General features: G+C 43.0%; 12 protein-coding genes. 1 reads left to right on the top strand and 11 read right to left on the bottom strand.

Annotated features, from left to right (window positions below; genetic code table 11):
• Positions 1-84: 84 nt before the first annotated feature.
• Complete coding sequence (locus C1A12_RS21505) at positions 85-216, bottom strand: hypothetical protein (protein ID WP_255408386.1); 132 nt, start codon at positions 214-216, stop codon at positions 85-87.
• A 157-nt stretch (positions 217-373) separates the two neighbouring features.
• On the opposite strand from C1A12_RS21505, the gene C1A12_RS05895 reads away from it, so the two are divergent.
• A complete protein-coding gene (locus C1A12_RS05895) occupies positions 374-1312 on the top strand; it encodes a prenyltransferase (RefSeq protein ID WP_101842900.1) in 939 nt (312 codons plus the stop codon).
• A 190-nt stretch (positions 1313-1502) separates the two neighbouring features.
• On the opposite strand, the gene C1A12_RS05890 is transcribed toward C1A12_RS05895, so the two are convergent.
• From C1A12_RS05890 to C1A12_RS05845, 10 genes are all read right to left on the bottom strand, one after another.
• On the bottom strand, positions 1503-2687 hold the full coding sequence (locus C1A12_RS05890; RefSeq protein WP_101842899.1) for a thiolase family protein: 1185 nt from the start codon (positions 2685-2687) through the stop codon (positions 1503-1505).
• Positions 2688-2710: 23 nt separating this feature from the next.
• The gene (locus C1A12_RS05885; RefSeq protein WP_101842898.1) at positions 2711-3859 is read right to left on the bottom strand and encodes an acyl-CoA dehydrogenase family protein; all 1149 of its coding nucleotides are present in this window, start codon (positions 3857-3859) and stop codon (positions 2711-2713) included.
• A gap of 30 nt (positions 3860-3889) precedes the next feature.
• Positions 3890-5098 carry an acyl-CoA dehydrogenase family protein gene (locus C1A12_RS05880; protein WP_101843299.1) on the bottom strand — a complete coding sequence of 403 codons (1209 nt, stop codon included), beginning with the start codon at positions 5096-5098 and terminating at the stop codon, positions 3890-3892.
• Between the two features lie 80 nt (positions 5099-5178).
• Entirely contained in the window at positions 5179-6411 is a 1233-nt protein-coding gene (locus tag C1A12_RS05875) for an ABC transporter substrate-binding protein (protein ID WP_101842897.1), read from the bottom strand.
• Positions 6412-6468: 57 nt separating this feature from the next.
• A complete protein-coding gene (locus C1A12_RS05870; protein WP_101842896.1) occupies positions 6469-7176 on the bottom strand; it encodes an ABC transporter ATP-binding protein in 708 nt (235 codons plus the stop codon).
• Positions 7169-7933, bottom strand: a complete 765-nt coding sequence (locus C1A12_RS05865) for an ABC transporter ATP-binding protein (protein WP_101842895.1) — start codon at positions 7931-7933, stop codon at positions 7169-7171. The genes C1A12_RS05870 and C1A12_RS05865 overlap by 8 nt, the downstream gene beginning before the upstream one ends.
• Positions 7934-7936: 3 nt before the next feature.
• The gene (locus C1A12_RS05860; RefSeq protein ID WP_101842894.1) at positions 7937-8965 is read right to left on the bottom strand and encodes a branched-chain amino acid ABC transporter permease; all 1029 of its coding nucleotides are present in this window, start codon (positions 8963-8965) and stop codon (positions 7937-7939) included.
• Positions 8966-9829 carry a branched-chain amino acid ABC transporter permease gene (locus C1A12_RS05855; RefSeq protein WP_101842893.1) on the bottom strand — a complete coding sequence of 288 codons (864 nt, stop codon included), beginning with the start codon at positions 9827-9829 and terminating at the stop codon, positions 8966-8968.
• 114 nt (positions 9830-9943) lie between these two features.
• Positions 9944-11617: a long-chain-fatty-acid--CoA ligase gene (locus tag C1A12_RS05850; protein WP_101842892.1), complete on the bottom strand. Its 1674-nt coding sequence runs from the start codon at positions 11615-11617 to the stop codon at positions 9944-9946.
• A 46-nt stretch (positions 11618-11663) separates the two neighbouring features.
• Entirely contained in the window at positions 11664-12431 is a 768-nt protein-coding gene (locus C1A12_RS05845; protein ID WP_101842891.1) for an SDR family NAD(P)-dependent oxidoreductase, read from the bottom strand.
• Between the last annotated feature and the right edge of the window lie 9 nt (positions 12432-12440).

Below are 12440 nucleotides of genomic sequence, written 5' to 3'. Positions count from 1 at the left end.
GTCAAAAAGCCTTGACAATTCGATAGAGAATAGTAAAAAGAAGGCTGTCCTTATCGTTTACACGAGGACAGCCTTCTTATATGATTATTCCACTGAAATGATGATAATGGAGATCCCATAAAAAATCTCTTCTAAATAAGTCCACATTTCTTTTTCATACCCTTCGCCCGGATTTATGATTTGCTCCTTTTCAATTTCCCAAGGTTGAATCTCCATGGCACCTTCTCTATTATGTGATGTTAATTCAGCAGCCTGGCTTTCCTTCCGCGTCCTAGTATGACAAAAGGTGCTGTCATGAATTTAATGATTTACTTGCCCTGAATAAGGGTATTGAATTAGGGTTTAGTCCGGTTAAATGAAGGAGAGGTTATCCATGTCAACAAAGCAGGTCTTAACTACTATTAAAGGAGGCTGGCTGTTACTTCGTTCAATCGCTGTCATTTCTTCCAGCGTTGCAACGATTGTGTCTACAATTCTTCCCTTGTATCTTTACTCATCTTTACCCTCTCAATCTTTAACGGTGTTGTTTATTTCACTATTACTCGGAGCTTTCATTATTCATGGAGTTCTGACTCATCTGCTAAACGACTACGTTGACCATTTATCAGGTACTGATCTCCATAGTCCTGGAATTCTATCAGGAGGGAGCAGGGTTATACAGACAGGTTACATGACTCCCGGCCTTCTTTGGAATCTGGGTAAAAGCCTGCTTACATTTCTTATTGTAATCATTTTAGCTTTCCTCTTTCTTGGTTATTACAAGCTGGCTGTTCTTCTTGGAATTGGAGTATGGGGCGCTGCTTCTTATTCTCTTCCCCCTCTACAATTCAGCTATCGACCGTTCCTTGGAGAATGGCTGTCCACCTTTCCATCCGTGTTGTTTCTCGGATTAGCCGGGGCCTGGCTGACGTTGGACGATATGCCTTTATGGGTGTGGCAGAATGCAGTTATTAACGCATTGTTTTGTATAGCCTGGGTAATGGTACATCATATCCCCGACCGGGAAGCGGACCGGCAGGCTGATCCTATTAAACGAACTAGTGTTGTGTGGGCGGTCAAACGTTACGGACTTCCTTTCAGCCGGCTGCCTGCTCTTATATATTTCGGAATGACGGCGGGATGTGCCTTCTGGCTGGGAGGAGATCGAATTGCAGCTGCTTTCGGTGTACTTGTTTTTGCTGGAGCCTCCGCCACACTTGTCTATAAAATGGATGTAGAGAATCATTATCAAGTTTCTGCTTACGAAAAAATTATTTTAATGCTTGCGATAGTAAATGCCGTATGGCTTGGATTGTTTATTGGTGTTCATTGATCAAAAACAGTCTGGGACAAAACTAAATAAATCATAAAATAATCCGACTGATTCTGTAGAAATCAGTTCGGATTATTTATGTTAAAGAGAATTTCCCATCGCTCGGTCAAAATACTTCACTAATGATCTGCGTTTATACGAATGTTCGTTTTTTGAAATCACTGCTTTACTTATGCCCCAGTCCCGATCACTAGATTTGTTCGAGCATGATGGCCATTCCCTGACCACCGCCAGCGCATAAAGCAGCAATCCCTAAAGATTCTCCCCTTCTCTTCATTTCATGAAGAAGCGTGATAATAATTCTTGATCCGCTCGCCCCGACAGGATGGCCGAGAGCAATGGCGCCTCCATTGACATTAACTTTGTTTACGTCTAAGTTAAGTTCTTGAATAACGGCTAATGCTTGAGAGGCAAATGCTTCGTTCAACTCAATCAGCCCGATATCCTCTAAACGTTTGTGGGTTTTCTCTAATAATTTTTTTACAGCAGGCACAGGACCCACTCCCATGATTGCTGGCGATACGCCTGCGACAGACCAATCTACAATTTTCACTATAGGAGTCAGTCCTAATTTTTTTGCATGGGACTCTTTCATTATAACCATAGCTGCAGATCCATCATTCCGTCCACATGCATTTCCCGCCGTTACGGTTCCACTTTCTTTGAAGACAGGCTTCAAAGAGGTCAGCTTTTCCATTGTAGTCTCTGGACGAGGGTATTCATCGGCACCAACTATATAGGATTTCTTCTTTTCCCTAACCTCTACCGGTACAACCTCTTCCTTAAATTTGCCTTCATCAACAGCCTGGGCTGTACGCTTTTGACTTTCCAAAGCAAATAAATCCTGAGCTTCTCTTGAGATTCCATAGCGCTCGGCTACGTTTTCTGCTGTCATTCCCATTCCAAGATTACTTCCATATATTTCTTGAGGCTGCTGACCAGCCTCGAAGTTCGAATCTATCAATTCAGTACGATCCCCTCCAAACCTGGAATTCCTTAAATAAATTGGCGAGCGGCTCATGCTTTCTGTCCCTCCCGCTACTACGATCCCGGCTTGCCCAAAAGTAATCTGCTGAACTGCCGATGCTGCGGCCTGCATTCCAGAAGCACATAATCGATTAATCGTATAAGCTGTGGAGGATTCGGGAATGCCCGCTCGCAATGCAGCAACTCTAGCAACATTGGATGATTCTGTTGACTGTCTGACTTCCCCCAAAATAACTTCATCCACTTGTTCAAAGCTAATACCTGCTCGTTCAATAGACTCTTTTATCCCAATTGAAGCTAAGTGACCGGAGGAAAGGTTTTTAAAAGATCCTCCATAACAGCCGATCGGGGTTCTTACTGCACTAACAATAACATGAGAGTCTTTCATCCAAATCCCTCCTTTTTCGCTTCCTAACCGTATTCTTTTCGCAGCTGTCCCGCAATGATATTTTTTTGAATTTCTGAAGTTCCTTCATAGATTCTGGTAATTCTCGCATCGCGGAAGAACCGCTCGATCGGATAATCAGAGATATAACCTATTCCTCCGTGCACTTGAACAGCTTTATCAGCCACACGATTGTATACTTCAGAACCGTAAAGCTTCAGCATGGCTGCTTCTTTAATGATTTTTACTCCTTCATCTACCATCCATGCCACCCGGTAGGTAAAAGATCGTAAAGCTTCAATCTCTACCGCCATTTCCGACACCATGTGAGCGACCGCCTGGTGCTCAATAATCGGAACCCCGAATTGTTCCCTCTCTTGCACATATGTCATAGATAAGTCTAATAATTTCTGGCATGATCCAAGATTCCTTGCAGCTAATCCTGCGCGTCCATTCGCTAGAATTTTGAGAGCGTTGACGTAGCCTTGTCCTTCTTCTCCTAAGATGTTAACAGCGGGAACCTCGCAGTCTTCTAAAATGATCTCTGCTGACTGCGAGCCGTGCAGCCCCATTTTAGGCTCAACTGCCCCGACGTGAAAGCCCGGAAAATCTTTTTCAACAATAAAGGAGGTAATGCCTTTAGCCCCTTTACTTGCGTCGGTAACTGCCATAACGGTAAAAATGTCTGCCTCCGTAGCGTTGGTAATGTAATGCTTTCTTCCATTAAGAATGTACTGGTCTCCCTTTTTCACTGCTGTCGTTTTTAAATTTGTGGCGTTCGAACCCGCGCTTGGTTCTGTAAGGGCGAAAGCCCCAATGGATTCACCCCGGGCCAGAGATGGTAAGTATTTCTCTTTTTGTTTGGAACTTCCAAGTTCTACTAAACCGACCGTGCCTATTCCTGTATGTGCCCCTATAAGAGTGGTATAACCATTATGTGTGGCGCCAATTTCCTCATAAAGCGCACATTTCCCAACCATCCCGATCCCAAGACCACCGTACTCTTCAGGAATACTTAACCCAAATAACCCCATTTCTTTCGACATTCTCATAATTCGTTCAGGGATTTTGTCTTCTTTTTCTATGTCCATAGCCACAGCTTCCACTTCAGTTTGGATAAAGTCCCTTACACTTTTCTTAAGAAATTCAATGTCTTCGTCTAAATGAAAATTCATCCGTATCCCCTCCTTTTTTCAAATTCTCCATTAGTACATCGTTGAAGCTTTTTCTTCATCCCACGATGGGAGGGGCTTCGATAAAGACTTATCCAAACGATAACCCAGCACATATTCGGCCTGCATTACGGTATGAATTTCGCGGGTTCCTTCATAAATAACAGGTGCCTTAGAGTTTCTTAAAAATCTTTCTACCGGATATTCATTGGAGTAGCCATATGCTCCGTGAATCTGCACCGCATCATTGGCCGCTTCATTCGCATAGTCACATGCCTGCCATTTAGCTAAAGAGGTCTCCCTCGTATTCCTCCGCCCCTGGTTTTTTAATTCTCCTGCCCGAAAGACAAGCAGCCGGGACATATGGTAACCTGCCTCCATTTTTGCAAGCATTTGTTGAACGAGTTGGTGCTTACCGATTTCCTTGCCAAACGTTTTTCGCTCCTTACAATATTTCACACTTTCCTCCAAACAAGCCAGAATTTGACCGCATGCTCCCGCTGCTACGGTGAATCTCCCATTATCTAGTGCGGACATAGCAATCTTAAAGCCGTCTCCTTCATCTCCGAGCATGTTTTCATGAGGAACTTCCAGGTCGTCAAAATAAAGTTCTCCCGTATTTCCAGCACGAATTCCTAGTTTCCCTTTAATGGCTTGAGAAGAAAAACCCGGCATCGAACGTTCAACGATAAATGCTGATATTCCGTTATGCTTTTTACTTTTGTCGGTATAAGCAAAGACAAGAAAATGATCTGCATGATCACAAAGGGAGATCCACGTTTTCTGCCCATTGATAATATATGAATCTTCTTTCCGTACAGCTGTAGTTTGCAGTGAGGCAACGTCTGATCCTGCATTCGGTTCTGTCAGACCAAATGCACCCACTTTTTCTCCTTTTGCCTGGGGGACCAGATACTTTTCTTTTTGAACTTCTGTGCCCCATTGAAAGAGAGTCATACTATTCAGGCCGGTGTGGACAGAAACAGCTGTACGAAAGGCTGTATCTCCCCGTTCCAACTCTTCACAAACGAGTGCAAGTGTATTGTAGTCCATACCGCTCCCACCATATTTTTGCGGAATGCACACACCCATTAAGTCGAGTTGAGCCAGCCTTTTGATAATAGAAACTTCGAAATGCCCCTGTTCATCCCACTCCTGTATATAAGGATTAATTTCTTTATCTACGAATTGACGGACAACTTTTCTTACCATTTCCTGCTCATCGGTTAGATCAAAATTCAATCCAATCATTCCTCCTTTAAGCGTAATGGAAAAAACCAATCGACGACCGTCTCGATTGGTTTTTTCCAAAGCGAACAAGATTACTCTTCTACTTCGATCGGGACAATTTCACCATCTTCAACAGCAGCCATACTCAATCCGGAGTTAAACCCTCCGTCATCACCAATTTCAGGGATGGTGTAAACTTGTTTGTCTTCCGGCAATTGTTCTAATCCATCCTGCATGTGTGCACGGATTTCACCAGGGTTGTCCACCGTCCCTGCAGCCTTCATTGCCTCCATAAATACATAAATGGAAACGTAATGAAATCCTGCTTCAGAGCCCGGGTCTTCATCATGCTCTTCCCGATATTTCTCTACAAATTCATCTGTGCCTGGATATTCTGAGTCGACTAACGGTGTCACCCCTACCGACCCTTCAAAGAGGTCATACGTATCTTCTTTGACCACTTTTCTCATTTCATCAAGCTTGGCCTGATCCATAACAATAAACCCGCCTTCAAAGCCCAGCTCTCTCGCCTGGCTTGCCAATTTGGCTGTTGGTTCAGATGGACCACCGATAAAAAGAACATCTGGATCCTCTTCCAGTGCATTCGTGACAATCGTAAAGAAATCAGTTTCCTTAGAGAAATCTATGGAAGAGTCATAAACTACCTCTCCGCCCTGTTCTTCCCAATAAGGCAGCAAGTTTTCTGACCAGTCTTTTCCGTACTGAGAAGAAGTTGGCAGAGCCGCAATTTTTTCACCAAACCGTTCCATAGAATACTCGGTGAAAGGTTCCATGTAGCCGTCATAACGAGGGGGAATTCTTACAGTCAAGGAGTTGCCTTCTTCTGTTATTGCCGGCTCACTTGAATAACCGCCAATAATAAAGTCATCCTCCTCATTAAATACTTGCATAGCTTTAATTCCACCACTGTGAGGAGAATAGATAATCGGTGTATCGTTTTCTTGAAGCAGACGCTTCGCGTTAGAAGCCGTTTCGTTCGGAAGATATTTATCATCTAATGGAACTAAGTTCATTTTGTAGGTCTGCCCTTCCACTTCAAACCCTTCTTCGTTTATCTCTTCCACAGCCATTTTCATCCCATTAAGTGATCGTTCCCCATAAAATGCAGCTGATCCACTCAGTGGTCCGCTAAAACCAATGTTGACTACTTCTTCTCCATCTTCTGTATCGGGGGCTTCTACATCAGTGTCCGCTTCTGCTTCATTTTCACCCGAAGCGTCTTCTGAGGCATCATCGATACACCCGGCTAAAACGAAAAAAAACGACAACATGATAAGGAAAGCTGCTAAACGAAAATTTTTCATCAAAATACTTCATCCCCTTTAAATGGCAGATTATAAATCTATCGTTTATCAAAAGCCTTACGCACCGATGTATGCCTTTCGTACGTCATCATTCGTAAGTAATTCCTGCGATGATCCTCTTACAACAACTGCTCCGCTTTCAAAGACGTATCCCCGGTCAGCAATTTTCAATGCGGCATTTGCATTTTGTTCAGCAAGCAGCACCGTGGTCCCTTCATTGTTAATTCGCTGAATCACTTCAAACATCTGTTCAACAATTAAAGGAGCCAAACCAATCGATGGTTCATCAAGCATTAACAATTTGGGCTTAGCCATCAGGGCTCTGCCGATTGCAAGCATTTGCTGTTGTCCCCCGCTTAAAGAACCTGCTGTGTGACTCTTCTTTTCTTGTAAAATTGGGAACAATTCATAAACGCGGCTTAAAGAATTCTTAACCTCAGTTTTTTGTTTCCTGTGTACGTATGCACCCATCACCAGGTTCTCAGACACCGTCATTCTACTGAATAGTTCTCTTCCTTCTGCACATTGGACGATACCAGCCTTCACAATTCGGTCCGGTGACTTCTTTACGATCGACTTCCCCTCAAAGTAGATGTCTCCCTCACAGGGTTTCTCAATCCCGCTGATGGCTTTAAACGTTGTACTTTTTCCAGCCCCATTTGAACCGAGTAAAACAACGAGCTCTCCTTCCTGAACTTCGATATCTACTGCTTGAATAGCAGTGAAACTACCATAAGCAACGGATAATCCCGCAAGTCTAAGCACTGGCGTCCCCCCCTAAGTACGCTTCAATAACAGTTTCATTATTCATAATTTCTTCTGAAGTGCCTTCCGCTATTTTTTCTCCGTAGTTTAATACCATGATTTTATCGGCCAGTTTCATTATCATCTGCATCTTATGCTCAATAAGACAAACTGTAATTCCTTTCTTCACCATCTTTTGCATAAGTTCGGCAAGCCCTTCTGTTTCACCCGGATTAATACCGGCAGCTGGTTCATCAAGAAATACAACTTCAGGATCAGTGGCTAACGCCAGAGCAAAAGCAACACGTTTCTTTTCTTCCTGTGTAATGCTTCCAGCCAGCTGGTCTGTAATATGCGTTAATCCTGTAAATTCCAGTACCTCCATTGCTTTCTCCCGACACTTTTTCTCTTCTCTCTTATAGCGGTTTGTCCTGAGCACGGCATCGAACAGGTTGGATTTAGTCCGCAGCCTGTGGCCGACTATTACGTTGTCCAGAACCGTCGCTTGTTCAAAAAGATTGGTCGTCTGAAAGGTTCTTGCCACCCCAAGCTTAGCAACCTTATTAGGTGGCAGATGAGTAATATCATTTCCTTTAAACATCACCCGTCCGGCACTAGGTGTATAAGACCCGCTCACCAGATTAAAAAATGTAGATTTTCCTGCACCGTTAGGTCCGATAATTGCGTTGATCTTACCTTTTTCAATTGCGAAATCTACATTTTTCACTGCTACCAATCCACCGAATTGCTTCGTCAAGTTCCTTGTCTCTATAAACATTTTTTATCCCTCCTTCACTCTATCTTCCTGTAGGCCTTCAGAATCTGTATAAGGGGTTTGTGTTTTCTTTAACCGCGGCTTCTTCCTGCTCCTTCTTTTCATGTACATCTCATTAAATAATCCAACAATTCCTCTTGGGTAAAAAATGATGATTAAAGTGAGAAGCGGACCAAAGATCAACATACGGTAGTCTTGTAAAAACTGAAGTGATTGAGACACGGAAACAATAAGAATTGTACCTACAATCGGACCAGCCATTGTTCCGATACCGCCTACAAGCAGATACGTAAGCAAATCAAAAATCACGGTCGTATAGCCGATATCAGGTCCTATAAATCGTATGAAAGAGGCATATAACGCGCCTGCCAGTCCGGCAAAAAATGTAGAGAGAACAAAGACAACCAGTTTATTTTTCATTGTTGAAATCCCGATAGTCTTAGCTAGTTCTTCACTGTTACGGATCGCGATAAAGGTTCGTCCAGTAAGTGAATGGACAATTCGGTACATGATGAATATGGTGGCTAATAGAAAAAATAAAACAAGATAGTATTGAGATAACGAACTCTGGAAGGAAAGGGGACCGATGTTCGATGGAGCAGGGATTCCAATTAACCCGCGAACTCCCCCTGTCAGGCTGTCCCATTTATCGATGACGAGATAAATCACATAGCCGACACACAGGGTATAGATTGCAAAGAAGTGTTCTTTCGTGCGAAGTGCAATTAATCCGATCAGAAACCCGATCACACTTGTAATCAAGCATGATAAAGCCAAAGCGGCCCAGTAATTGACTCCTGTTTTAACTGTCAAAAGCCCTAATGAATAAGCACCGATCGCAAAAAAGCCAGCATGGGCTAGCGATAAATACCCCGTATAGCCTGCAAGAAGGTTTAAGCCGTAGACAGCAATTATCCAAATAAATGATAAGGTTAGTATGTGAAGCCAGTATTCATTCTGATTAAGAAAAGGAAAGATTCCAGCAGCGATTACCAATCCGAAGATGATGTAATGCTTTCTATGGAGCCGTATCATTTAGAATCCCTCCCTGGAGAATAACCCTTGAGGTTTGATCGACAAAATAACAATTAACAATACAAAGGCAATAATGTCCTTATAATCGTTGGAAATATAAGTAGCTCCGAGACTCTCGCTAAAGCCAAGAATGTAACCCCCTACTATAGCTCCAGGGATGCTTCCCATACCCCCTAAAATAATGATTACGAAAGCCTTTAATATCACCAGATGTCCCATACCCGGAAATACTAGATTAATAGGAGATGATAAAGAAGCTGCTATGGCTGCTAAGGCGCCTGATATTAAAAAAGTCAGCATCGCCACTTTATTTGTATTAATACCTACTAGATGAGCCCCCTTACGGTTTTGGGCCATTGCAATAATCGTTGAACCTACAAAGGTCTTTTTCAAAAATAGATAAAGCAGCACCATCACGACTATTGCTCCAATATTAATGAGCATCCGCTGCATCGTTACAGTCATACCAAAGATATTAACAACTTCTCCATACGGGGTGGACATCGAGCGATAATCTGCCCCCCACATTAATTGAGCTAAAGCTTCGAGGAATAGCAAAATGCCAATCGCTGCTATTTTGTCATGAATAGGGGGGGCGTTTTTCAACGGGTTAAAAACAAGACGTTCCATTAATACCCCTAATAAACCAACGACAATTACTGATAGTGCGATAGCCAGCCAATAATTCATATTCCATAGAAGCATCGAAGTAAGAGTGACATAAGCCCCCAGCATATACAGAGCACCGTGAGCGAAATTGGGAATATGCAGAATCCCATAAACCAGGGTTAAACCTAATGCAACGAGGCTGTAAACACTTCCTATGGTCAATCCATTAAAAAGCTGTTGTGTTAAAATATCCATTCAATTACCCCTTTAGCCTTTCTGAGTTAGCTTGAGGAGTCCACCCACAGCTTACTAACCAGTCAGCATGTTGCGGATGGAATGGAGCGTTCACCTCTGCCAATCAGCGATGCTCTATTTTTTAGTTTCCTCAAACTTCTCCACTTCTTCCTCTTGAAGCTTCCGCCACAATATTTTACCGCTGGCTGTTGTAGGAAATTCCTTTCTAAATTCAATAATCCTTGGATATTTGTAAGCAGCCATTTGATGCTTAGCCCAGGCAATAATTTCTTCTTCGGTAATTTCACCCTCATAATTTTCATTCAAAATAACAAACGCCTTAATTTCTTCTCCTTTTCTCGGGTCAGGAATGCCAACCACACAGGCTTGCTCAACCGCTTCATGATGATATAATTGAGACTCCACTTCGGTCGGCCACACGTTGTACCCAGATGCATTAATCATCCGCTTCACACGATCCACAATATAAAAATAGCCTTCTTTATCAAAACGGCCAATATCCCCTGTTCTAAAAAATGATTTGCCTTCTATTTCTATAAAAGCGCTTTCATTTTCGTCCGGTCTATTGTAATAGCCGATCATCACTTGAGGACCATTCACTATAATCTCACCGATTTCCCCGGCCTCTTTTTCAGTTTGATCAACTGGATCGATAATCCGCGAATCTACATCAAATGATGGGATGCCCAGACATTGCATTTTTGGTCGTTCAGGAGGGTTAAAATGCGTTTGTGCAATCGTTTCTGAGAGTCCGTATCCTTCCGTAAACTCTAATCCGGTTAATTTATAAAGCTTCTCACCTAGTGCCTTAGGAAATGCAGCTCCTCCACCAGAAATACCAATTAATGAAGTAAGATCTTCGGCTTTTAAAGCAGGATTGGCCAAGAAATCAACGAGCATTGTACTAATGGTAACCCAGTGTGTACATTGTTGTTCTTTGATAAGTTTTTGCGCTGTTTCACGGTTCCATCTCGTCATGATAACCATTGTGCTTCCACTGAAGATAGGCATGTGCATGCTGTGAACCATCCCGGTTACGTGAAACAAAGGCAAGGTCATAAGACTTTTGGATTGAGGTGTAGATCGTGCCCAATAATAAGCGCCGATTGTATTTGCCTGCACTGTTCGATTTGTATGCATACATCCCTTAGGTAAACCGGTCGTGCCCGACGTATATGGTAGAACGGCAAGATCATCGGCTTCACCCTTATGTGCTTTAGGTTGAACCTTTGTGTTGAGTACGTGATCCCACAAGTGGTATCGAGGGTTGTCAAAGTTCTCCCTCGGAGCATCCACCTCAGCAGGGACGCCTTCAAAGCTATCTCCTTTATAGTCAGAATAAGCTGCAAGGACAAGGTGCTGCAGTGTCGTCGTGTGAGTCAGCGGCTCTACTTCACCGAACAGCTCCTGACCAATCACTCCATTTCGAATCTCACAATCTTTAATATAAAATTCCAGCTCATTTGACTTCAGCATAGGATTGATCGGTACAACTACCCCGCCGGCTCTTAGAATCGCGTAATAACTAATAATAAACTGTGGAGAATTTTGCATGAAAAGCAGCACCTTTTCCCCTTTTGTCACCCCAAGGTACTCCTGTAGATAGCCTGCCATGCTGTCCACTTCATCAATTAACTGGCGGTAGGTCAGTGTATTTCCATAATAATACACCGCCTGCTGCTGAGGGTAACGCTCAGCCGAGACCTTCAGGTTATCGTAAAGTGTCGTCTCGGGAAGAGTTAAAGACTTCGTAAGCTTCGGCCAGAATTCAAAATGTTTCGTTAGCATAAGTGAATCCCTCTCCTTTTAAAAAATGAGTAACACATTTTTATTTCTAGGTGATCAGCCATCCACCATCGACAAGTAAGTCAGAGCCTGTCATATATGAAGCTTCTTTAGATGCGGCAAACACAATCACATTAGCGATTTCCTCAGAACTTCCCACTCTTCTCAGGGCCGTATTTTTAATAATTGCTTCTTCAAACCGCTTGTTTTTTAATCCATCAGCGGTTAATGGGGTCTCTGCAAACCCCGGGGAAACTGAGTTCACACGTATCCCGTATGGCGCCAGTTCGGCGGCCAACGCTCTAGTAAAGTTAATAACTGCTGCCTTAGAAGAACTGTAATGAGGAATCATAGCTCCCGCTTTATGACCGGAAAGAGAAGCAACATTGACAATCGCAGGATAGTGGTCGCTTCCTGTTTCCATCATCAGTTTTCCTAAATGTTTCGAAACGAGAAACACACTTTTTAAGTTTGTTTCCTGAATTCGATCCCATTCACTTGCATTAAGCTCTAAAATTCTTGATTTGCCGGAGACTCCTGCATTATTTATCAAAACGTGAAGCTTACCGTATTTTTGATTAACGAAAGTAGTAAGCTTCTGTACGTCTTCTTCATTTGTTACATCCGTCTGAAAAATTTCAGACACAGCGTTCTCAGAAGACCTATTAATCAAGTCTGCTGTAGACTGGAGCTTAGAAAGTGTTCTTCCGGCAAGTATAACCTTTGCGCCTTCCTGTGCTAATCGAACAGCCGTCTGTGCACCTATTCCGCTTCCTGCACCTGTTACTACAGCTACACAATCCGTAAATCGCTGCAAACCATCCTC

Source organism: Halobacillus sp. Marseille-P3879 (genome assembly GCF_900240285.1).
Classification (GTDB): domain Bacteria; phylum Bacillota; class Bacilli; order Bacillales; family Halobacillaceae; genus Halobacillus_A.
This window is presented reverse-complemented; position numbering and strand designations above follow the sequence as displayed.

Coding starts and splice junctions, on each gene's coding strand:
- C1A12_RS05895 (WP_101842900.1), top strand. CDS start 374: ATGTCAACAAAGCAGGTCTTAACTACTATTAAAGGAGGCTGGCTGTTA.
- C1A12_RS05860 (WP_101842894.1), bottom strand. CDS start 8,965: ATGATACGGCTCCATAGAAAGCATTACATCATCTTCGGATTGGTAATC.
- C1A12_RS05865 (WP_101842895.1), bottom strand. CDS start 7,933: ATGTTTATAGAGACAAGGAACTTGACGAAGCAATTCGGTGGATTGGTA.
- C1A12_RS05885 (WP_101842898.1), bottom strand. CDS start 3,859: ATGAATTTTCATTTAGACGAAGACATTGAATTTCTTAAGAAAAGTGTA.
- C1A12_RS05855 (WP_101842893.1), bottom strand. CDS start 9,829: ATGGATATTTTAACACAACAGCTTTTTAATGGATTGACCATAGGAAGT.
- C1A12_RS05875 (WP_101842897.1), bottom strand. CDS start 6,411: ATGAAAAATTTTCGTTTAGCAGCTTTCCTTATCATGTTGTCGTTTTTT.
- C1A12_RS05850 (WP_101842892.1), bottom strand. CDS start 11,617: ATGCTAACGAAACATTTTGAATTCTGGCCGAAGCTTACGAAGTCTTTA.
- C1A12_RS21505 (WP_255408386.1), bottom strand. CDS start 216: ATGGAGATTCAACCTTGGGAAATTGAAAAGGAGCAAATCATAAATCCG.
- C1A12_RS05890 (WP_101842899.1), bottom strand. CDS start 2,687: ATGAAAGACTCTCATGTTATTGTTAGTGCAGTAAGAACCCCGATCGGC.